The sequence below is a fragment of the Mycobacterium sp. E2989 genome (assembly GCF_001667595.1).
Taxonomy (GTDB): Bacteria; Actinomycetota; Actinomycetes; order Mycobacteriales; family Mycobacteriaceae; genus Mycobacterium.
The window spans coordinates 1-21,396 of sequence record NZ_LZJX01000052.1; the positions used below are offsets into that span (position 1 = coordinate 1).

Consider the following 21,396-nt stretch of genomic DNA (forward strand, 5'->3'; position numbering starts at 1 on the left):
TGGTCGACGGCTCCAGCGTGCTGATCCAGATGATGTGGGCCATGCGGGGGCTGGGCATGTGGACCGACGTGCGCGGCACCAACATGCTCGACGGCGGCGCCCCCTATTACGACACCTACGAGTGCGCCGACGGGCGTTACGTTGCCGTCGGCGCCATCGAGCCGCAGTTCTACGCGGCCATGCTGGCCGGCCTGGGCTTGGAGGCGGCGAACCTGCCGCCGCAGAACGACGTCACCCGCTGGCCCGAGTTGCGCGGGGCGCTGACGGCGGCCTTCGCCGCGCACGACCGCGACCACTGGGCCAAGGTGTTCGCGGATTCCGACGCCTGCGTGACCCCGGTGCTGGCGTTCGGCGAGGTGCACACCGAGCCGCACATCACCGAGCGCAAGACGTTCTACGACGCCGACGGCGGCCTGCAGCCGCTGCCCGCCCCACGGTTCTCCCGCACCACGCCCGACGTGCCGCGCCCGCCGGCGGCGCCGCTGCCCGACGCCGAGGCCGTGCTGAACGACTGGGTATAGTCGCCAACCAACTGGTTGGCTGGAATCCCGAGAAAGGACTCGCATGGAAATCAAGGACGCCGTCGCCGTCGTCACCGGGGGCGCCTCGGGCCTGGGCCTGGCCACCACCAAGCGGCTGCTGGACGCAGGCGCGCAGGTCGTGGTCATCGACCTGCGGGGCGAGGAGGCGGTCCAAGAGCTCGGCGAGCGCGCCCGGTTCGTCGAGGCCGACGTGACCGACGAGGCCGCCGTCGGCAAGGCGCTGGACACCGCCGAGTCGCTGGGCCCGCTGCGCATCAACGTCAACTGCGCGGGCATCGGCAACGCCATCAAGACGCTGTCCAAGGACGGGCCGTTCCCGCTGAACGGGTTCAAGAAGGTGATCGAGGTCAACCTGATCGGCACGTTCAACGTGCTGCGGCTGGCGGCCGAGCGCATCGCGAAGACCGAACCGATCGGCGAGGAGCGCGGCGTCATCATCAACACCGCCTCGGTCGCCGCGTTCGAGGGCCAGATCGGCCAGGCCGCCTACTCGGCGTCCAAGGGCGGCGTCGTCGGCATGACGCTTCCCATCGCGCGCGACCTGTCGCGGGAGCTGATCCGCGTGGTGACGATCGCGCCCGGCTTGTTCAAGACCCCGCTGCTGGGATCGCTGCCCGAGGAGGCGCAGGCCTCGCTCGGCAAGCAGGTGCCGCACCCGGCCCGGCTGGGTGATCCCGACGAGTACGGCGCGCTCGCCGTGCACATCATCGAAAACCCGATGCTCAACGGCGAAGTGATCCGCCTCGACGGCGCGATCCGCATGGCGCCGCGCTGAGACCCGCAGACACGAAAGCCCCCCGCGACTAGCGGGGGGCTTTCGTAGCAGAGAGAAAACTTATTTACGGAACCATCGACTGACGGCGGGTTCGGCCATCAGCAGGCGTGCGAGCATGCTCATGGTCGTACCTCAGCTCGCCGCTTGCAGTTCGTCGAACTGCTCGGAGGTCTCGCCTTCCACCAGCACGTCGCCGTGGTAGAGGGCTTCGAAGTCAACCTTGATGACGTCGGCACTTGTGTCGTCGATCCACATGACACTGAGCGTATGGGCCACCATTAAGGAATCTTTGAGTCACGATTCGGAAAATGGTGGCAATTTACCGGCGGGTAGGTTGTACACCGTCGAGCGCGGCATTTAGCCCCTTGACCTGCTTAGTTGCCGCACAATTTTCTGGCCGGACTCTTAGCGTCGCAGCGGTTTAGAACGTCGCGATTGAACCCCGCGGCCGCCGCCTTCCGTGTTTAAGAACGACGCTGTTTGACTCGTGAAAACTAGCGTTTGTTACGTTGTCGCAGGTACGCCAGCGCCAGGTGCGATCGGCACCGGCGGCGGAAGGGCTGAAAATGCTGCAGGGGATCGCCCGAATGGCCATCGCGGCGCCGCGCCGCATCATCGCCTTGGGTGTCCTCGTCTTCATCGCCGCCGCCGTGTTCGGCATCCCCGTCGCCAAGAGCTTGTCCCCCGGCGGGTTCCAGGACCCCGATTCGGAGTCCGCCCGCGCGATCGGTGTGCTGAGCGACAAGTTCGGCCAGAGCGGTCAGCAGCTGCTGATCCTGGTGACAGCCCCCGGGGGCACCGACAGCGCACAGGCCCGCGACGTCGGCACCGACCTGGTGCACCAGTTGCAGGCGTCGCCGCTGGTATACAACGTGACGTCGCCGTGGACGGTCCCGCCGCAAGCGGCGGCCGACCTGGTCAGCCGCGACGGCAAGTCGGGCCTGCTGATCGTCAACCTCAAGGGCGGCGAAAACTACGCCCAGAGCAACGCCCAGACGCTGGCGGACCAATACATCCACGACCGGGACGGCGTCACCGTGCGCGCCGGCGGCGCCGCGATGCAGTACGCCCAGATCAACACGCAGAACCAGGCCGACCTGCTGGTGATGGAGATGATCGCGCTTCCGCTGAGCTTCCTGATCCTGATCTGGGTCTTCGGCGGGCTGCTGGCGGCGGCGCTGCCGATGGCGCTGGGCGCCCTGGCGGTCGTCGGCTCGATGACCGTGCTGCGGCTGATCACGTTCACCACCGAGGTGTCGATCTTCGCGCTCAACCTGAGCACCGCGTTGGGCCTGGCGCTTGCCATCGACTACACCCTGCTGATCGTCAGCCGCTACCGCGACGAGCTGGCCGAGGGCAGCGACCGGGACGAGGCGCTGATCCGGACCATGGCCACCTCCGGGCGCACGGTGTTGTTCTCCGCGGTCACCGTGGCGCTGTCCATGTCGGCGACCGTGGCGTTCCCGATGTACTTCCTCAAGTCGTTCGCCTACGCCGGGGTGGCGACCGTGGCCTTCGTCGCGACCGCCTCGATCGTGATAACCCCGGCCGCCATCGTGCTGCTGGGCCCGCGGTTGGACGCACTGGACGTGCGCCGGCTGATGCGCCGGGTGTTCCGGCGTCCGGAGCCGGTGCACAAGCCGGTCGAGCAGCTGTTCTGGTACCGGTCGACCAAGTTGGTGATGCGCCGCTGGGCCCCGATCGGCCTCACCGTCGTCGCGCTGCTGCTGCTGCTCGGGTCGCCGTTCATGGGGGTGAAGTGGGGCTTCCCGGACGACCGGGTGCTGCCACGTTCGGCGTCGTCCCATCAAGTCGGCGACCGACTGCGCAACGACTTCGCGCACGACTCCGCGACGGCCGTGCCGATCGTCGTCCCCGACGCGCGCGGCCTAGACCCGGCCGACCTCGACTCCTACGCCGCCGCCTTGTCGCGGGTGCCCGACGTGTCGGCGGTGTCGGCCCCCGGCGGGACGTTCGTCGCAGGCAACCGGACGGCACCCCCGGCCGGGGCCACCGGGCTGGCCGACGGCAGCGCCTTCCTCACCGTCAGCAGCACCGCCCCGCTCTTCTCCCCGGCGAACGAGGCGCAACTCAAGCGGCTGCACGAGGTGCCCGGGCCGGCGGGCCGATCCGTGATGATGGGCGGGGTCGCCCAGGTCAACCGCGACAGCGTCGACGCCGTCACCGACATCCTGCCGCTGGTCCTCGGGCTGATGGCCGCGGTCACCTTCGTGTTGCTGTTCCTGCTCACCGGCAGCGTGCTCCTGCCGGCCAAGGCGCTCGCCTGCAACTTCCTGTCGCTGACCGCCGCGTTCGGCGCGCTGGTGTGGATCTTCCAGGACGGGCACCTCGGCGCGCTCGGAACCACACCGAGCGGGACGCTGGTCAACAACATGCCGGTGCTGCTGTTCTGCATCGCGTTCGGGCTGTCGATGGACTACGAGGTGTTCCTGCTCTCGCGGATCCGCGAGTACTGGCTCGCGTCCGGGGCCGCCCGGCCGGCACGGCCGAGCGCGAAGGAGGCGCACGCCGCCAACGACGAGAGCGTCGCGCTCGGTGTCGCCCGCACCGGGCGGGTGATCACGGCGGCCGCGTTGGTGATGTCGATGTCCTTCGCCGCGCTGATCGCCGCCCACGTGTCGTTCATGCGGATGTTCGGCCTCGGCCTGGTGCTCGCCGTCTTCGCCGACGCCACGCTGGTGCGGATGGTCGTCGTGCCGGCGTTCATGCACGTGATGGGCCGGTGGAACTGGTGGGCGCCCAAGCCACTGGCGTGGCTACACGATCGGTTCGGCATCAGCGAGTCGGGGGCGGGCGCCGACCACGTCGAGCCGGCCCAGCTCGACGCGGGCCCGGTCGCCGAACCCGTGCCCAACGTCGGTTGAGGCGGCGGTGGTCCGTCGCACCTATCCTTTGGCCAGAGTCGCATTTGGCCACGAGTCGGAAGGTTGGCTTCTATGACAACGGCGGTGGACAACCCGTTCTTCGCGCGCATCTGGCCCGTCGTCGCCACCCACGAAACCGACGCGATCCGGGCCCTGCGGCGGGAGAATCTGGCCGGGCTGTCGGGGCGGGTGCTGGAAGTCGGCGCGGGGATCGGGACGAACTTCCCCCACTACCCGGAGTCGGTACGCGAGGTGGTCGCGGTGGAGCCCGAGCCGCGGTTGGTGGCCCAGGCCCGGGCCGCGGCCGACGTGGTGCCCGTGCGCGTCGTGGTGACGGACCAGACGGCCGAAGGGGTCAGCGGCGACGAGCCGTTCGACGCGGTGGTGTGCTCACTGGTGTTGTGCTCCGTGCGCGACCCGGACGACGTGCTGCGCCGCCTGTACGCGTTGCTGCGGCCGGGCGGGGAGCTGCGCTACCTCGAGCACGTGGCGAGCGCCGGCGCCCGCGGCCGCCTGCAGCGGTTCGCGGACGCGACGTTGTGGCCCAGGTTGTTCGGCAACTGCCACACCCACCGCGACACCGAGCGCGCGATCGTCGAGGCCGGCTTCGAGGTCAACGTTTCCCGGCGCGAGCTCACGTTGCCGCCGTGGGCGCCGTTGCCGGTGTCGGAACTCCTGCTGGGCCGCGCCCGCAAGCCGTAGTTCGCTCCGGACTATCCCAGCAGGGCGGGCAGCCGCTGCAGCAATCCGGGCAGCGCCTGGCCGGCGGTCTCGCGGATGCTGATCGTCGCGTTTCTGGACAGCGGCGTGACTTCGGGGTTGACCTCGATCACGGCCGTGCCGCGGGCCAGGGCCAGCTCGGCCAGCCCGGCCGCCGGGTAGACGATGGCCGAGGTTCCGACGACCACCATCACGTCGGCGGCCTCGGTCGCCTCGACGGCGCGCTGCCATGGCCCCTCGGGCAGCGGCTCACCGAACCACACGATGTCCGGCCGGATCAGGCCGCCGCAGTGGCAGACCGGCGGCTCCACTTCCAGCGTCGGCTCGGGCATCTTGGGTAGGGCGCCGGTGTAAGGCATATTGCAACGGTCGCAACGGAATTCGAACAGGCTGCCGTGCAGGTGGTGAACCGGCATGCTCCCGGCGCGCTCGTGCAGGTCGTCGACGTTCTGGGTGATGACGCTGACCTCGGCGCCGTCCTGCCAGGCGGCGATGGCGCGGTGCCCCGTGTTGGGCGCAACGTCGGCCACCAGGTAGTGACGCCACAAATACCAGCCCCAGACCCGTTCGGGATTGGCGCGCCAACCTTGCGTGCTGGACAGCTCGTAGGGGTCGAAGCGGGCCCACAGCCCGTTCTTGTCGTCGCGGAACGTTGGCACCCCGCTCTCCGCGGAGATCCCCGCGCCGCTCAGCACCGCTACTCGCATCCCACAAAGATAGCCGTGCGTGGGACATACTGAAGACGTGGAGCTGCGGGATTTGCTGAAGGTCGACGTGAAGGCGGGCAAGCCGCTGTTCGACCAGCTCAGGACCCAAGTCATCGACGGCGTCCGCGCCGGCGCGCTGCCGCCCGGGACCCGGCTTCCGACCGTGCGCGACCTGGCCGGCCAGCTGGGGGTCGCCGCGAACACCGTCGCCCGGGCCTACCGGGAACTGGAGTCGGCGGCGATCGTCGAAACACGGGGGCGCTTCGGCACCTTCATTTCGCGCTTCGACCCGACGGACGCGGCGATGGCCGCGGCCGCCAAGGAGTACGTCGAGGTGGCCCGGGCGCTGGGGCTGACCAAGTCCGACGCGATGCGCTACCTCACCAACGTGCCGGAAGACTGAGCCGAAACCGGCTGATACTCAACGCAATACCTTCGCCAGGGTGCGCAGGTTACGCGTCGTCGTCGAGGACTTGTAGCGCGGCTTGCCCATGGTCTTGCCGATCGTGCTGTCCAGGGTGGCGCCCTTACGGACCTGCCAATAGACGACGCCGTCGCCCCGGGCGATCTTCTCGTCGTCGGCGGCGCCCAGCCCGGCGAGCTCGTCGAGCACCGCCGGTTCGGCGACGAAGGTGACGTAGGACTGATAGCCGTCGACCTCGGGCTCGAACGGGTAGGCGTTCACGATGGCCCGCACCGCTTCGAGGTCGTAGACCAGCACCCACGCGTCGTAGCCGAACCTTTCGCGCAGCGCGGCCTCGGCCTTCTTGCGCACCGACGCCGCCCGCGCGGACGACTCCAGCAGGACGTTTCCGGTGGCCAGGATGGTGCGCACATCGGCGAATCCGGCGTCGGTCAACGCGCTCGCGACCTCGGCCATCTTGAGGTTGACCCCGCCGACGTTGACGCCGCGCAGGAACGCCGCATATTTGGTCATGCCCCGATTTCACCACGACGTAGGCTCTCCCCATGGGACGCCAAGTCTTCGACGACAAGCTGTTGGCCGTGATCAGTGGCAACTCCCTCGGGGTGCTGGCCACCATCAAACGCGACGGGCGGCCCCAACTGTCGAATGTCAGCTACCACTTCGACCCGCGTGACCTGGCGGTGCGGGTGTCCATCACCGAGCCGCGGGCCAAGACCCGCAACCTGCGCCGCGATCCGCGGGCGTCGATCCTGGTGGACGCCGACGACGGGTGGTCGTACGCGGTGGCCGAGGGCACGGCGATACTGACGCCGCCGGCGGCCGCCCCCGGCGACGACACGGTCGAAGCGCTGATTGCGTTGTACCGCAACATCGCCGGCGAACACCCCGACTGGGACGAATACCGCCAGGCGATGGTCACCGATCGGCGGGTGTTGCTGACCCTGCCGATCGCGCACGTGTACGGCATGCCGCCCGGCGTGCGGTAGCCGCCCCTTTTCGACGGTCCCGGGCTAGGCTTCCGGTATGGCTGAATCGAAGTCGCCCGACGCGCCGGCATCGGACGACGACACCAAGCGCAAGTTCCGTGAGGCCCTCGACCGCAAGATGGCCAAGTCGTCGGGCGGGTCCGACCACAAGAACAGTGGCGACAAGCAGTCGCGGGCGCACGGCCCGGTGGAGAACCGCCGCGAATTCCGCCGCAAGAGCGGGTGATCGACGCGCGTCATGCGTTGCGCGGCAACGGCTTCAGCCTTTCGGCGGGGTGAATAGGCCGACCGAAGGGTCGTCTTGGCCGGGTCTGCCGCGCAGGCTTCCCCGGGTGCTGGGGTGTCCGAAGTTCACTTGGGACGGGTCGTTCTGGTATGCCCAGTCCGCCACGATGGTGCGGCGACGGAACTTCCAGCGGCCGTCGTGTTTGGTGTACTCGTCCAGGTAGCGGCCGCCGATGAGGACGTCCAGGTCGTGGTCCGGCCCGGCGAAGGTGTGGAACACCAGGCAGTAGATCTCGCCGCGGGCCTCCTCGCCGTCGATCGCGAAGTTCGTCGTGGTGATGTTGTGTTGGGAGACACGCACATACGGTTCGGCGGCGCGCAGCTGGGCGATGAACTCTTCGACGCCGCCCGTCGAGAACGAGCCGTGCGCGTCGGTCGCGTCGGGGTGATACAGGGCCCGTAACGCCTCATAGTCGGCACGGTCGACGGCCCGGCAGTAAGCGGTGACGAGCGCGTGCAGTTCGTCGCGGGCCAGCATCAGTGCCAATCGGGCCTCGTCCACCACCAGGTCACGATAACCCCGGTGGTCATCTGATTGGCGCGCAGTAGTCTGTTCCAAAGGTGCTGCACGGAAGGGTTGATCGTTGACGGTGAAACTGTGGCTCGCTCAAGATCCCGAGGCCGACGAGCTGCTGGACGAGAATCCGCTGGCCCTGCTCATCGGGATGGTTCTGGATCAGCAGGTGCCCTTCGAGACGGCCTTCGCGGGTCCGAAGAAGATCGCCGACCGGATGGGCGCCTTCGGTGCTCATGAGATCGCCGAATACGACCCCGACAAATTCGCCGCGCTGTGCTCGGAAAGGCCTGCGATACACCGCTTTCCGGGATCCATGGCCAAACGCATCCAGGCTCTGGCCCAGATCATCGTGGACTCCTACGACGGCGATGCCGCCGGCTTGTGGAAGCACGGCGACCCCGACGGCGCGGAGCTGCTGCGGCGAATCAAAGGGCTGCCCGGTTTCGGCGAGGTCAAGGCGCAGATCTTCCTGGCGTTGCTGGGCAAGCAGTACGGCGTCAACGTCAAGGGCTGGCGCGCGGCGGCCGGGCAGTTCGGCAAGGCCGGCACGCACATCTCCGTCGCCGACATCGTCGACGCGCAATCGATGGCCGAAGTGCGTTCCTACAAGAAGCAGATGAAGGCAGCAGCCAAGGGTGAGAAGGGAAGGGCGGCAACGTGAAGACACACCTGACGTGTCCGTGCGGGGAAGCCATCGTCGGCAAGGACGAGGACGAGTTGGTCGAGCTGACCCAGGCGCACCTGGCCAGCGATCATCCGGGTCTCGAGTACGACCGCGACGCGATCCTGTTCATGGCCTACTAGCCGCCCGAACAAAGCGAGCGCGCGTGCCCCCCGAAGGGACACGCGCGCCCGGGGTCTGGCCCTACGGCACCACCGTGGAGCCGATCGTGGGCATGAACTGACACTGCTTTTCCTTGGTGGTGACCTGCCCGAAAATGGTCGACATGATGCTGCCCGACCCGGTGTCGGCGATCGCGGTCAGCGTCGTCGGCCCGTCGGCGTTGATGTCGGTGCGCGGCTTGAGCGCCACCGTGCCCGACTTGCCCGTGGTCAGGTTCACCCACGTGACGTTCAGCGGCAGCTTCTGCACCTCGGCGGGGCCGGGGGTGCCGACGGCGGTGAACACGTAGGCGGTCTGGCCGGGGCCCGGCCCGGGGGTCGGGATCTTCGCCGGCCCCGCCACCGACAACGCGGTGGCGATGGCGCTGGTGCCGTCCGCCAGGCAGTTGGTGCCGATCGAGGGGTACATGAAGTCCTGCGTGGGTGGGGCGTCAGGGCCGAAACCCGGAGCCGCCGCCGGGGCGGGTGCGGCGTCGGGCGCCGGTGCGGCAGCGGCCGGTGCGGCCGCCGGTGCGGCCACCGGTGCGGCAGCGGCCGGCGTGGGCGGCAAGGGCGCGGGCGCCGCGACGGGTGCGACCGTGCCGGGCGCCGGTGCCGACGGGGCCGGCGGAGCGGCGACCGGTCCGGGACCCGCCGCGTGTGCGGGGTCGATGCCGGCCGGAAGGTGGGCCTGCGGCGCGGCCGGTGTGGCCGCGACCGGCCCCGGGCCCGCCGCGTGCGCGGGGTCGATGCCGGTAGGCAGGTGTGACTGGGCACCGGGTTCGACGCCCGCGGCGGGGACGTGCGGAACGGGCGCACCGTCGGGAAGCGCCGTGCCGGGATCGGCCGGCGCGCCCGGCATCGCCAGGAACTGGTTCACCGACTGGGCAACGTTCCGGGACTCGCCGGGCGCGCCCTGGTTGTGGCTGAAGGCCTGCGCTGCGGCCATGAGCAGCTGGGTCGCCTGCCCGGGGTTGGTGGCGGCCTGCTGAATGATCGGGCTCAGCTGCGACAGCGCCGGCAGGCCCGGGAGTTCTTGAGTCGAGTTCGGTTGCGGTGCCGCCGGGTCGGCCGCCGCGTTCGGGCAGAGCCCTAACGCGGCAGCCGATGCCGTGACGACAGCGGCCAAACCTTTGGACAGATTCCAAGTGGTTGCCACGGTGTGTCCTCCGGTCATTAGGGGGTTGGCGTTGCTGTCTGGCTAATTACTCAGGGCAGGCCGGCGAGCAGCGGAGCCACCGGGTTGGCCCCGGTCGCCGGTGCGGCCGGTGCGGCCGGCGCCGCGGGAGCCCCGGCCAGCGCCGTCAGATCCTGCGGGAGGGTCATCTGCGCGGGCACGCTGACCGGCAGATTGGGCAGGAACGCCGGCATGTCGACCTTCGCCTGAGGAAGCTGCGGGGTCGGCGGGGTGGCGGGGGCGGTCGGCGTCGACAGCCCCGGGATGGCCGGAAGTCCGGGAATGGACGACGTGGCCGGGGCGGCCGGCGCCGCGGGTGCCGGCTGGGTCAGGCCGGGGATCAACCCCTGCAGGCCCTGGGCCGTCGTCGGTGCGGACGGCGTCGGCGCCTGCGCCAGACCGGGGATGGAGGGCACGGTCGCCGAAGTCGCCGGTGACGTGGCGGCCGCCGACGGAACACCCGGGAAGGTGATGCCGGGAGCGGCCGGCGCGGCCGGCGGGGTGGCGCCGAGGGCGGTGGCGAGGTTCTGCAGGATTTGGGGTGCGTTGGCCGCCGAACTGATCAGCTGCTGCGGAATGTTCGGGATAGGCGGAGCCGGCACGGGGTCGGCGTGGGCGATACCGCCCGTCAGTAGTGCCGCGGACGAACCGACTACGACGGCCGCTGCACGCAAGTAAGTCCAGATGGTTGGCATGACTCTCCCTGGTTGTGGATTACGGGTCCAGGGCCGAAGTTACGTTGATACAGATGGGACTCAAGTGACACGTGTGGCATTTATTTGATCGTTATTGATACGAGTGATGGCGGTGACCGAACGCCCGGCGACCGGGCCCGCGGGGATGTGCGGGTCGGTTGGCCCGGATCGCTAAAGTCGGGCGGATAGACACCACCTCGGCCGCCCCGGCGGCATCCCCGCGCCGGCGGTTCGCGAGCCTGCTTCGGGCCGCGGCGCCCGCGCTGCTGGTCGCGAGCGTGGCCGCCCGGTTCGCCTGGACGTATCTGGCGCCGCACGGCGCGAACTTCGTCGACCTGCACGTCTACCTCGGCGGTGCCGCCGCAATCGACCACCCCGGCACGCTTTACAGCTACGTGTACGCGGATCAGACGCCCGACTTCCCGCTGCCATTCACTTACCCGCCCTTCGCGGCGGTCGTGTTCTACCCGCTGACCCGGCTGCCGTTCGGCCTGGTCGCCTTCGCGTGGCAGATCGCGACGATGGCCGCGCTGTACGGTGCGATCCGGATCAGCCAGCGCTTGATCGGCGATGCGGGCGGCGCCGAGGGCCGCCGCCTGGCCATGCTGTGGACCGCCGTCACCATCTGGATCGAGCCGCTGCGCAGCACGTTCGACTACGGGCAGGTCAACGTGTTGCTGATGCTGGCCGTGCTGTGGGCGGTATGGACTTCGAGGTGGTGGTTGTCCGGTCTACTCGTCGGCGTGGCGGCCGGAATCAAGCTGACGCCAGCGATCGCGGGCGTCTACCTGGTCGGCGCGCGGCGATGGGCCGCGGCCGCGTTCTCCGTCGCCGTCTTCGCGGCGACCATCGGCGTGTCGGCCCTGGTGGTCGGCGACCAGACCCGCTACTACTTCACCCGGTTGCTGGGCGACGCGCACCGGGTGGGGCCGATCGCCACGTCGTTCAACCAGTCCTGGCGTGGCGGCATCTCCCGGATCCTGGGCCACGACGCGGGCTTTGGCCCGCCCGTGCTGATCGCCATCGGCGCCACCGCGGTGGTCGCCGTCCTGGCCTGGCGGGCGCTGGATCCGTCCGACCGGCTGGGCAGGGTGCTGGTGGTCGAGATGTTCGGGCTGCTGCTGTCCCCGATTTCCTGGACGCACCACTGGGTTTGGTTGGTGCCGTTGATGATCTGGGCGATTCACGGGCCTGCGCGCGAGCGCCCCGGCGCGCGGGTCGTGGGCTGGGGCTGGCTGGCGCTGACCATCGTCGGTGTGCCGTGGTTACTGAGCTTTGCGCAACCGACGATCTGGCAGGTCAGCCGCCCGTGGTACCTGGCGTGGGCGGGCCTGGTCTACATCGTGGCGGCGGTGGCGACCCTGGTGTGGGTCGCCGCCGGCGGCAGGCGGTCCGCCCCGACGGACTAACCCCCGACGATCTCGTCGATGTCGTGTGCCATCGCGACGTCGTTCTCGGTGATGCCACCCGCGGAATGCGTCACCAAGGCGAAAGTGACTGTCCGCCACCGGATGTCGATGTCGGGGTGATGGTCCTTGCTTTCCGCGTGCTCGGCCACCCGGCGCACCGCGTCGATGCCCGCGAGAAAGCTGTCGAACTTGATCGACCGGCGCAGCGCACCGTCGATGCGCTCCCACCCGTCGAGATCGGGCAGTGCGGCGTCCACCTGCTCGTCCGTCAACACGGTCATATCGCTGCGTCCTCTCCGTTGTGCCTGCACTCGACGGTAGGCCGTGCGCGCCAACGACGCGGCGCGCCCCGCATCCGGCGCGCGTGACTACGGTCGCATTCGGCAACAATTAACCATGTGTTCCAGCGCTATTGGCCGGCCACGTGCTGTCGAATCGCTGAGCGCGATTTCAGCTGCTGCCGACAGCACCGACCAATGGCAATTGGCGGTTCTTTCGGCCGCACCCGAGATGGATCAACTCGGCTTTCCACCGCAATTGGACAGACCGTCGCCTTTGTCGTCGAGGGATGTCGAATAAGCACGACGAACTCGGCACGGACAAAGGCGTCCCGGCATTTCGGCGCGCTCGGCCGGAATGGCTGTCCATTTGCCCCTCCCGGCGCCCCGGTCCGGGTCACCGAATTAGACTGCCATGACCGCCCGGGTGCGACCCGAAACGCGACGCCACGAGTCGCTCCTGGCGCGCTCGATCGGCAATGGCTCGCTTTTGCTCTGGACCAGAACGCGGTTAAGCGGACTTCTTGACCGCGCGATCGAATGTCAGCTGGTTCTTTTGCATCCCTTTGACCAGTGGAGACCAGCCGGCAAAACCGATGATCGCCGAATTCACCAAGTTGAAGGGAAATTTCATCGGCCGCACGATGTCGAGGAATAAGACCACGCGGGTTTCCTCGGTGTCGTTCCACACCTCGTGCTCGTACGTGTCGTCGAACATGATCGCGACGCCCTCTTCGAATTTGGCGATCTCGTCGTGCACCCGGATGGCGCAGTCGCCGTGGCTGGGGACGAGGAGGGGCAGGTGGTAGCGCATGACGCCGCGGTAGGGCCCCTTGTGCGGGGGTATCCGCTTGCCGGGCGAAAGGATGGAGAAGAACGCGGTCTTCATTCCCGGAATGTCCTCGAGCAGGGCCGTGGTTTCCGGGCACTCCGCACACTGCTTCTCGAAACGCCGGCCATAGATGTAGAGGAAGTGGCTCAGCCATTTGTCGTCGTCCGTGAGGGTCCGTATCGCCTCGACGATGTCTTGGTGATTCGGGATCGTTTCGGCGTGGGACAACAAAGCTTCCAGCTCGGACCGAATTTCGGGGTAGGCCGCCGTGAGGGTGTCGTGCCATTCGAATTGGCGCGGGTCGATGAACGGGGTCGTCTCGACCAGAGAAAACCTTCGGGGGACGGATAGGTCGACGACCCTTATGGCGACTTGGGCGACGCCCAACACAAGGTATTTCAACGCCAAAAGGCCAATTTCTCGGCCGCGGTCCACCAGCCGTCGGTGGACCGGCTTAGCCACTCTGCCGATGGTTACCTCGGATGCATCTGTCGCAGTCACGGGAAAGGCTCCTTGATGGGGTTCGGGCGCACGCGTAAGGAGGGTCACGACGCGGCACCCAGAAAAATGAAACACCGCGGCAGTTGGGGTCTGCCGCCGCCCTAGCAAGGTCGCATGATCCTTGCCAAATTGCCCGATGGAGTGACGTGTCGCTACCTTGTTGGATTCGTGTCGAAAGCGTATGCGGCTTCGCAAGCGCGCGGGCCGAATTCGGAAAAATCGGGCGGGCGGGTTCGGGGCGCCCGCCCCGCCGACTCACCACCTTCGGCCCGCACCCACCCGCCGTATACCGTCTGGCCATGCCGACCCAGATCGTCGTCGCCGGCGCGATCATCCGCCGCGCCACGGTCCTGGTGGCCCAACGCGCCCGGCCGCCCGAGCTGGCCGGCCGCTGGGAGTTGCCCGGCGGCAAGGTGGCGCCCGGTGAGACCGAGCGCGACGCGCTGGCCCGGGAGTTGGCCGAGGAGCTGGGGCTGGCGGTCAGCGACGTCGCGGTGGGGGACCGGCTGGGCGATGACATCGCGCTGGACCGCATGACGCTGCGCGCGTACCGCGTGCGGCTGCTCGGTGGCGAGCCGCACGCGCACGACCACCGGGCCGTGCGCTGGGTGACGGCGGCCGAGCTGCCGGACGTCGACTGGGTCCCCGCCGACCGGACCTGGGTCGCTGACCTGGTGCGCGCGCTGGCCGAACCCGCCTCATAACAAGCCCACAGCCTTTCCGCAGCTGACATCCAGCGCCGCAGAAGGTGGCCAAGGTGAACTTTAGGTATAACGCCAACGTGAACTTGTAATAACCACTTGACCCTGAAGTGCCCGCCGGAAGTGGTCGGGTGATGACGGCGCCGCTGGGTCCGTAAAACCGATGCTGACCAAACGACTTTTCGTTAAAAGGCCACGCGCGAAGGCGATAGGTCCGTCCGCCGCGCCCGATGCCGGTGTCCGATCGAGCGGGCATTGCCCGCGGGCCGACGACTCTCCGGCTCGGTGCACCTGGATCGAAGCAGCGGTCCCGACGCGTGTCCCACGAAGTAGAAGGGGTAGCTGTTGACTGTCACACCACACGTTGGTGGCGCGCTCGAGGAGTTGCTGGAGCGCAGCGGGCGGTTCTTCACGCCCGGCGAGTTCTCGCCCGACCTGCGCACGGTGACGCGCAAGGGCGGCCGCGAGGCCGACGTGTTCTACCGCGACAGGTGGAGCCACGACAAGGTGGTGCGCTCCACCCACGGGGTCAACTGCACCGGTTCCTGCTCCTGGAAGATCTACGTCAAGGACGGGATCATCACCTGGGAGACCCAGCAGACCGACTATCCCTCGGTCGGCCCGGACCGGCCGGAATACGAGCCGCGTGGGTGCCCCCGTGGGGCGTCGTTCTCCTGGTACAGCTACTCGCCCACCCGGGTGCGCTATCCGTACGCCCGCGGCGTGCTGGTCGAGATGTACCGGGAGGCCAAGGCCCGCCTCGGCGATCCGGTGTTGGCGTGGGCCGACATTCAGGCCGACCCCGAGCGCCGGCGGCGCTATCAGCGGGCTCGGGGCAAGGGCGGGTTGGTCCGGGTCACCTGGGCGGAGGCCACCGAGCTGATCGCCGCCGCGCACGTCCACACGATCAAGACCTATGGCCCCGACCGGGTCGCCGGCTTTTCGCCCATCCCGGCGATGTCCATGGTGTCCTACGCCGCCGGGTCGCGGTTCTTCGAGCTGATCGGCGCGCCGATGACGTCGTTCTACGACTGGTACGCCGACCTGCCGGTGGCCTCGCCGCAGGTGTTCGGCGATCAGACCGATGTGCCCGAGTCCGGCGACTGGTGGGACGCGGCGTACTTGATGATGTGGGGCTCCAACGTGCCCATCACGCGGACGCCGGACGCGCACTGGATGGCCGAGGCGCGCTACCGCGGCACCAAGGTGGTGACCGTCAGCCCCGACTACGCCGACAACACCAAGTTCGCCGACGAGTGGATGCCGTGCGCGGCCGGCACCGACGGCGCGCTGGCCATGGCGATGGGGCACGTCATCCTCTCGGAATGCTATGTGCAAAAGGAGATTCCGTTCTTCGCCGACTTCGCGCGCCGCTACACCGACCTGCCGTTCCTGATCAAACTGGAAGAGCGCGGCGAGATGCTGGTGCCGGGGAAGAACCTCACTGCGGCCGACCTGGGCGAGGCCTTCAAGAGCTCCGAGAATGCGGCGCTCAAACCCGCGGTGTGGGACGAGGCGACGAATTCGGTTGCGGTGCCACATGGTTCGCTGGGTTTCCGGTACGGCGAGGACGGTGTCGGAAAGTGGAACCTGGACCTCGGCGAGCTGAAGCCGGCGCTCAGCGTCCTCGGGTCGGACGACACCGCGCTGGTGCACCTGGCCAGCTTCGACACGATCAACGGCGAAGGCGCCACCGTCGCGCGGGGCGTTCCGGTGCGCCGCGTCGGCAAGCACCGGGTGTGCACCGTTTTCGACCTGATGCTCGCCCAATACGGGGTCGCCCGGCCGGGACTGCCCGGCGAATGGCCCACGGGTTACGACGACCCGACCCAGCAGAACACCCCCGCGTGGCAGGAGACCATCACCGGCGTGTCCGCGGCGCAGGCCATCCGCGTGGCCAGGGAATTCGCCCGCAGCGCAGAGGAATCCGGGGGCCGGTCCATGATCATCATGGGCAGCGGCATCTGCCAGTGGTTCCACGGCGACGCCATCTACCGGGCGGTGCTCGCGCTGCTGATGCTGACCGGCTCGATGGGGCGCAACGGCGGCGGCTGGGCACACTACGTCGGCCAGGAAAAGGTGCGTCCGCTCACCGGTTTTCAGACGATGGCGATGGCCACCGACTGGGTGCGTCCGCCGCGGCAGGTGCCGGGCGCCTCCTACTGGTACGCGCACACCGACCAGTGGCGTTACGACGGCTACGGGGCGGACAAGCTGGCCAGCCCCTTGGGGCGCGGCAGGTTCGCGGGCAAGCACACCATGGATCTGCTGGCCTCGGCCACGGCGATGGGCTGGAGCCCGTTCTATCCGCAGTTCGACCGGTCCAGCCTGGACGTCGCCGACGACGCCCGCGCCGCCGGGCGTGACGTCGCCGAGTACGTCGCCGAGCAGCTCCGCGACCGCACGCTCAAGCTGTCGGTCACCGATCCCGACAACCCGGTCAACTGGCCGCGGGTGCTTACGGTGTGGCGGGCCAACCTGATCGGTTCGTCGGGCAAGGGTGGCGAATACTTCCTGCGTCACCTGCTCGGCACCGATTCCAACGTGCAGGCCGAGCCGCCGGCCGACGGGATACGGCCCGCCGACGTGGTCTGCGAGGGCGACATCCCCGAGGGCAAGCTCGACCTGATGATGTCGATCGACTTCCGGATGACCTCGACGACGCTGGTCTCCGATGTCGTGCTCCCCGCGGCCACCTGGTACGAGAAGGCCGACATCTCCAGCACCGACATGCACCCGTACGTGCACGCCTTCAGCGCCGCGACCGATCCGCCCTGGGAAACCCGTTCGGACTTCGAGGCTTTCGGCGCCATCGCGCGCGCCTTCAGCGCGCAGGCCAAGCGGCACCTGGGCACCCGCAGCGACGTGGTGCTCACCGCGCTGCAGCACGACACCCCGGACGCGATGGCCTATCCCGACGGCGCCGAGGAAGATTGGCTGCACACCGGCGCGACGCCGGTGCCAGGGCGCAGCATGGCCAAACTCACCGTGGTGGAACGCGATTACGGCGCCGTCTATGACAAGTGGCGGGCCCTGGGGCCGCTCGTCGACACCTTCGGGCTGACCACCAAGGGCATCACCGTGCATCCGTTCCGGGAGGTCGAGGAGCTGGCCGCCAAGTTCGGCGTGATGAATTCCGGTGCGGCGGCGGGGCGTCCAGCGATCACCACGGCCGCGCGGATGGCCGACGTGCTGCTGCTGCTGTCCGGCACCACCAACGGCCGGCTCGCGGTCGAGGGCTTCCGCGAACTGGAGAAGAGGACGGGTCAACGGCTGGCACACCTGGCCGAGGGCAGCGAGGAGCGGCGCATCAGCTACGCCGACACCCAGGCGCGTCCGGTGCCGGTGATCACCAGCCCGGAATGGTCGGGCAGTGAAACCGGCGGCCGCCGCTACGCGCCGTTCACGATCAACATCGAAAACCTCAAGCCGTTCCACACGTTGACCGGGCGGATGCATTTCTATCTGGCCCACGACTGGGTGGAGGAGCTGGGCGAACACCTGCCGGTGTTCCGTCCACCGCTGGACATGACGCGGCTGTTCGGCCAGCCCGAGCTCGGCCCCACCGACGACGGGATCGGGCTCACCGTGCGGTATTTGACGCCGCACTCGAAGTGGTCATTCCACTCCACCTACCAGGACAACCTGTACATGCTGTCGCTGTCCCGCGGCGGGCCGACGATGTGGATGAGCCCCAGCGACGCGGCCAAACTCAAAGTGCGCGACAACGATTGGGTCGAGGCCGTCAACGCCAACGGCATCTACGTGTGCCGCGCGATCGTCAGCCACCGGATGCCCGACGGAGTGGTGTTCGTCTACCACGTGCAGGAACGCACGGTCGACACCCCGCGCACCGAAACCAACAACAAGCGCGGCGGCAACCACAACGCGCTGACCCGCGTCCGCATCAAGCCCAGCCACCTCGCCGGGGGGTACGGCCAGCACGCGTTCGCCTTCAACTACATGGGGCCCACCGGAAACCAGCGCGACGAGGTCACCGTGGTGCGGCGGCGCAGCCAGGAGGTGACTTACTAGATGAAGGTCATGGCGCAGCTTGCGATGGTGATGAACCTCGACAAGTGCATCGGCTGCCACACCTGCTCGGTCACCTGCAAGCAGGCCTGGACCAACCGCAGCGGCACCGAGTACGTGTGGTTCAACAACGTCGAAACCCGCCCGGGGCAAGGCTATCCGCGCACCTACGAGGATCAGGAGCGGTGGCGGGGCGGCTGGATACGCGACAAGAAGGGACGGCTGCGGCTGCGCGACGGCGGCCGCATCCACAAATTGCTGCGCATCTTCGCCAACCCCCGGTTGCCCATCATCGACGACTACTACGAGCCGTGGACCTACGACTACGAGAACCTGACCACGGCGCCCGCCGGCGACACCTTTCCCACGGCCGCGCCCAAGAGCCTGATCAGCGGCGAGCCGATGAAGGTGTCCTGGGGGCCGAACTGGGACGACAACCTGGCCGGGTCCCCGGAGATCCTGGCCGGCGACCCGATCCTGAAGAAGGTCAGCGACGAGGTCAAGCTCAAGCTCGAAGAGACCTTCATGTTCTACCTGCCCCGCATCTGCGAGCACTGCCTGAACCCGTCGTGCGTGGCGTCGTGCCCGTCGGGCGCCATGTACAAGCGCAGCGAGGACGGCATCGTGCTGGTCGACCAGGACCGCTGCCGCGGCTGGCGGATGTGCGTCTCCGGATGTCCTTACAAGAAGGTTTATTTCAACCACAAGACCGGAAAAGCCGAAAAATGCACGCTGTGCTACCCGCGGATGGAGGTCGGGCTGCCGACCATCTGCTCGGAGACCTGCGTGGGGCGGCTGCGGTATCTGGGCCTCGTCCTCTACGACGTCGACCGGGTGCTGGAGGCGGCGTCGGTGGAGAACGAGGCGGACCTGTACGAGGCGCAACGCCGAATCCTGTTGGACCCCGACGACCCCGAGGTGATCGCCGCCGCCCGCGCGGGCGGCATCTCCGACGAGTGGATCGAGGCCGCGCAGCGTTCGCCGGTGCACGCGCTGATCAACACCTACCGGGTGGCGCTGCCGCTGCACCCGGAATACCGCACCATGCCGATGGTTTGGTACATCCCGCCGCTGTCGCCGGTGGTCGACGCGATGAGCCGCGACGGCCACGACGGCGAGGACCTGGGCAACCTGTTCGGCGCGCTGGACGCGCTGCGCATCCCGATGCAGTACCTGGCCGAGCTGTTCACCGCCGGGGACACCGCCGTGGTCGAGGGCGTGCTGCGGCGGCTGGCGGCCATGCGGTCGTACATGCGCGACATCAACCTGGGGCGTGAAACGCAGCCGCACATCCCGCAATCCGTCGGGATGACCGAGGAGCAGATCTACGAGATGTACCGGCTGCTCGCCATCGCGAAATACGAAGAGCGGTATGTCATTCCGACCGCCTTCAGCCCGCAGGCCCGCGGCCTCGAGCAGATGGGTTGCTCGTTGGACGGCGACGGCGGGCCGGGCATGTACTCCTCGGGTGACCCGGTGCCGGTCTCCGTGGAGACGTTCCACGCGCTCAAGCGGCCCGGTGGCGAGCCCACCACCAACGGCGCGCGGCGGGTGAACCTGCTCAACTGGGACGGCGGCCAGGTGCCCGCCGGGATGTTTCCGCAGGGGAAGGGGCAATGAGGCTGCGTCGCGGACGCACCGACACCCTGCGGGACCGACTGATCTGGCAGGCGGCGTCGCTGCTGCTGGCCTACCCGGACGACGAGTTGCCGGCCCGGCTGGACACCGTCGAGGAGCTGCTCGGCCACCTCACCGGGCCCGCGGCGGCGCTGCTCGGGCAGACGCTGGCCGCACTGCGCGCGCGCGAACCGATGGCCGCCGCGATGGACTACGTCGCGACCTTCGACATGCGGCGCCGCTGCACGATGTACCTGACGTACTGGACCGCCGGGGACACCCGTAACCGCGGGCGCGAGATGGTGGAGTTCGCCGCCGCATACCGGGAAGCGGGCGTGCGGCCCCCGCGCTCCGAGGCGCCCGACCACCTGCCCGTCGTGCTCGAGTTCGCGGCCACCGTCGACCCCGAGGCCGGGCGGCGGCTGCTGACCGAGCACCGCGTCCCCCTCGACGTGTTGCGGGGCGCCCTCGCCGACGCCGAGTCGCCGTATGAGGCATGCGTGGCGGCGGTGTGCGCGACGCTGCCCGTGGCGACCGACTTCGACGTTCGCCGCGCGGAGCGCCTGGCCCAAGCCGGGCCGCCCGCCGAAGCCGTTGGGCTGCAACCCTTCAACTTGACCGTGCCACCCAGACGTGAAGGAGCGCAAGGTGTTTGACAGCGTGCTGTTCTGGGACATCTCGCCGTACGTCACGTTGTCGGTGTTGATCGTCGGCACCTGGTGGCGCTACCGCTACGACAAGTTCGGCTGGACCTCGCGGTCCTCGCAGATCTACGAGTCGCGGCTGCTGCGGGTGGCCAGCCCGATGTTCCATTTCGGCATCCTGGCGGTGTTCGCCGGGCACGTGATGGGCCTGCTGATCCCCCCGCGGGTGACGCAAATGCTCAAACTGAGCGACCACCTCTACCATCTGCAGGCCGTCATCGCCGGGTCGTTGGCCGGCTTCGCGACCCTGGCCGGCATCGGCCTGCTGATCTACCGGCGGTTCACCCGCCCCGCGGTGTCGCTGGCCACCACCCGCAACGACAAGATCATGTACACCGTGCTGGTGCTGGCCATCGTGGTGGGCCTGTACTGCGACCTGATCGGCACCGGGCCGCACGGCGGCGAGTTCCACTACCGCTACACGGTCGGCATGTGGTTCCGCCGGATCTGGCTCCTGCAGCCGCACGGCGAGGTGATGATCAACGCGCCGCTGGACTACCAATTGCACGCCCTGATCGGCATGGTGTTGTTCACGCTGTTGCCGTTCACCCGGCTGGTGCACATCTTCAGCGCGCCGATCGCCTACCTGTTCCGGCCCTACATCGTCTACCGCAGCCGCGAGGAGGCGGCCAAGGGCGAGTTGGTCGGCACCGCGCCCCGCCGCCGGGGCTGGTAGCGCCCGGGTGCATCCAGGGCTTTCGGTGCGCGGTAAGGGTGGCGAAACGCCGCGACGGGCCGCCCCGGACGCACACCGTACGGCGGGCGGGCCGCACCTGCCGGTTCG

23 protein-coding genes are annotated in these 21,396 nt (G+C 68.6%); 15 read left to right on the top strand and 8 right to left on the bottom strand.

Annotated elements, in window-relative coordinates; all coding sequences use genetic code 11:
- Window positions 1-521 (top strand): CoA transferase (locus A5680_RS10295; RefSeq protein WP_197499765.1); only part of this gene is annotated, 521 nt, incomplete at its 5' end.
- A gap of 43 nt (window positions 522-564) precedes the next feature.
- Window positions 565-1,317, top strand: a complete 753-nt coding sequence (locus A5680_RS10300; protein WP_067818905.1) for a 3-hydroxyacyl-CoA dehydrogenase — start codon at window positions 565-567, stop codon at window positions 1,315-1,317.
- A gap of 132 nt (window positions 1,318-1,449) precedes the next feature.
- Here the strand turns inward: A5680_RS10300 and A5680_RS26460 are convergent, their stop codons facing one another.
- Window positions 1,450-1,572 (bottom strand): hypothetical protein, encoded by a 123-nt coding sequence (locus tag A5680_RS26460; RefSeq protein WP_003878506.1) that lies wholly within the window; start codon window positions 1,570-1,572, stop codon window positions 1,450-1,452.
- Between the two features lie 311 nt (window positions 1,573-1,883).
- On the opposite strand from A5680_RS26460, the gene A5680_RS10305 reads away from it, so the two are divergent.
- Window positions 1,884-4,202, top strand: a complete 2,319-nt coding sequence (locus tag A5680_RS10305) for an MMPL family transporter (RefSeq protein ID WP_067818908.1) — start codon at window positions 1,884-1,886, stop codon at window positions 4,200-4,202.
- A gap of 72 nt (window positions 4,203-4,274) precedes the next feature.
- Window positions 4,275-4,904 carry a bifunctional 2-polyprenyl-6-hydroxyphenol methylase/3-demethylubiquinol 3-O-methyltransferase UbiG gene (locus tag A5680_RS10310; RefSeq protein ID WP_055398864.1) on the top strand — a complete coding sequence of 210 codons (630 nt, stop codon included), beginning with the start codon at window positions 4,275-4,277 and terminating at the stop codon, window positions 4,902-4,904.
- Window positions 4,905-4,915: 11 nt separating this feature from the next.
- Here the strand turns inward: A5680_RS10310 and A5680_RS10315 are convergent, their stop codons facing one another.
- The gene (locus tag A5680_RS10315) at window positions 4,916-5,629 is read right to left on the bottom strand and encodes an NAD-dependent deacylase (protein ID WP_055398862.1); all 714 of its coding nucleotides are present in this window, start codon (window positions 5,627-5,629) and stop codon (window positions 4,916-4,918) included.
- A gap of 37 nt (window positions 5,630-5,666) precedes the next feature.
- On the opposite strand from A5680_RS10315, the gene A5680_RS10320 reads away from it, so the two are divergent.
- A complete protein-coding gene (locus tag A5680_RS10320; RefSeq protein WP_055398860.1) occupies window positions 5,667-6,032 on the top strand; it encodes a GntR family transcriptional regulator in 366 nt (121 codons plus the stop codon).
- Window positions 6,033-6,050: 18 nt separating this feature from the next.
- Here A5680_RS10320 and A5680_RS10325 read toward each other — a convergent pair whose 3' ends face one another.
- The gene (locus A5680_RS10325) at window positions 6,051-6,566 is read right to left on the bottom strand and encodes a DUF1697 domain-containing protein (protein WP_067818911.1); all 516 of its coding nucleotides are present in this window, start codon (window positions 6,564-6,566) and stop codon (window positions 6,051-6,053) included.
- Window positions 6,567-6,598: 32 nt separating this feature from the next.
- Here A5680_RS10325 and A5680_RS10330 point away from each other — a divergent pair, with 32 nt between their 5' ends.
- A complete protein-coding gene (locus A5680_RS10330) occupies window positions 6,599-7,042 on the top strand; it encodes a PPOX class F420-dependent oxidoreductase (protein WP_055398857.1) in 444 nt (147 codons plus the stop codon).
- Window positions 7,043-7,079: 37 nt separating this feature from the next.
- On the top strand, window positions 7,080-7,268 hold the full coding sequence (locus tag A5680_RS10335) for a DUF5302 domain-containing protein (protein WP_055398855.1): 189 nt from the start codon (window positions 7,080-7,082) through the stop codon (window positions 7,266-7,268).
- 33 nt (window positions 7,269-7,301) lie between these two features.
- On the opposite strand, the gene A5680_RS10340 is transcribed toward A5680_RS10335, so the two are convergent.
- Window positions 7,302-7,835, bottom strand: coding sequence for a nuclear transport factor 2 family protein (locus A5680_RS10340; protein WP_055398953.1), 534 nt, complete (start codon window positions 7,833-7,835; stop codon window positions 7,302-7,304).
- An 82-nt stretch (window positions 7,836-7,917) separates the two neighbouring features.
- Between A5680_RS10340 and A5680_RS10345 the strand changes: the two genes are divergently transcribed.
- Window positions 7,918-8,505 carry an HhH-GPD-type base excision DNA repair protein gene (locus A5680_RS10345; RefSeq protein WP_055398853.1) on the top strand — a complete coding sequence of 196 codons (588 nt, stop codon included), beginning with the start codon at window positions 7,918-7,920 and terminating at the stop codon, window positions 8,503-8,505.
- Window positions 8,502-8,648 (top strand): DUF1059 domain-containing protein, encoded by a 147-nt coding sequence (locus tag A5680_RS10350; protein ID WP_067277197.1) that lies wholly within the window; start codon window positions 8,502-8,504, stop codon window positions 8,646-8,648. The genes A5680_RS10345 and A5680_RS10350 overlap by 4 nt, the downstream gene beginning before the upstream one ends.
- 61 nt (window positions 8,649-8,709) lie before the next feature.
- Here the strand turns inward: A5680_RS10350 and A5680_RS10355 are convergent, their stop codons facing one another.
- Both A5680_RS10355 and A5680_RS10360 read right to left on the bottom strand, forming a co-directional pair.
- Window positions 8,710-9,825, bottom strand: a complete 1,116-nt coding sequence (locus tag A5680_RS10355; RefSeq protein ID WP_067818975.1) for a hypothetical protein — start codon at window positions 9,823-9,825, stop codon at window positions 8,710-8,712.
- Between the two features lie 50 nt (window positions 9,826-9,875).
- Window positions 9,876-10,538 (bottom strand): hypothetical protein, encoded by a 663-nt coding sequence (locus A5680_RS10360; protein ID WP_055398851.1) that lies wholly within the window; start codon window positions 10,536-10,538, stop codon window positions 9,876-9,878.
- A gap of 158 nt (window positions 10,539-10,696) precedes the next feature.
- Here A5680_RS10360 and A5680_RS10365 point away from each other — a divergent pair, with 158 nt between their 5' ends.
- Window positions 10,697-11,947, top strand: coding sequence for a mannosyltransferase (locus A5680_RS10365; protein WP_055398849.1), 1,251 nt, complete (start codon window positions 10,697-10,699; stop codon window positions 11,945-11,947).
- On the opposite strand, the gene A5680_RS10370 is transcribed toward A5680_RS10365, so the two are convergent.
- Entirely contained in the window at window positions 11,944-12,228 is a 285-nt protein-coding gene (locus A5680_RS10370; RefSeq protein WP_067818915.1) for a 4a-hydroxytetrahydrobiopterin dehydratase, read from the bottom strand. The two genes, A5680_RS10365 and A5680_RS10370, sit on opposite strands and share 4 nt — an antisense overlap.
- Window positions 12,229-12,736: 508 nt before the next feature.
- On the bottom strand, window positions 12,737-13,606 hold the full coding sequence (locus A5680_RS10375) for an aspartyl/asparaginyl beta-hydroxylase domain-containing protein (RefSeq protein WP_197499766.1): 870 nt from the start codon (window positions 13,604-13,606) through the stop codon (window positions 12,737-12,739).
- A 251-nt stretch (window positions 13,607-13,857) separates the two neighbouring features.
- Between A5680_RS10375 and A5680_RS10380 the strand changes: the two genes are divergently transcribed.
- From A5680_RS10380 to narI, 5 genes are all read left to right on the top strand, one after another.
- The gene (locus tag A5680_RS10380) at window positions 13,858-14,262 is read left to right on the top strand and encodes a (deoxy)nucleoside triphosphate pyrophosphohydrolase (RefSeq protein ID WP_067818918.1); all 405 of its coding nucleotides are present in this window, start codon (window positions 13,858-13,860) and stop codon (window positions 14,260-14,262) included.
- A 342-nt stretch (window positions 14,263-14,604) separates the two neighbouring features.
- Complete coding sequence (locus A5680_RS10385; RefSeq protein ID WP_067818921.1) at window positions 14,605-18,294, top strand: nitrate reductase subunit alpha; 3,690 nt, start codon at window positions 14,605-14,607, stop codon at window positions 18,292-18,294.
- Window positions 18,295-19,911 carry a nitrate reductase subunit beta gene (gene narH / locus A5680_RS10390; RefSeq protein ID WP_067818924.1) on the top strand — a complete coding sequence of 539 codons (1,617 nt, stop codon included), beginning with the start codon at window positions 18,295-18,297 and terminating at the stop codon, window positions 19,909-19,911.
- Window positions 19,908-20,564: a nitrate reductase molybdenum cofactor assembly chaperone gene (gene narJ, locus A5680_RS10395; protein WP_067818927.1), complete on the top strand. Its 657-nt coding sequence runs from the start codon at window positions 19,908-19,910 to the stop codon at window positions 20,562-20,564. Before narH ends, narJ begins: the two co-directional genes overlap by 4 nt.
- Window positions 20,557-21,288, top strand: coding sequence for a respiratory nitrate reductase subunit gamma (narI, locus tag A5680_RS10400; RefSeq protein WP_055398947.1), 732 nt, complete (start codon window positions 20,557-20,559; stop codon window positions 21,286-21,288). The genes narJ and narI overlap by 8 nt, the downstream gene beginning before the upstream one ends.
- Window positions 21,289-21,396: the final 108 nt, after the last annotated feature.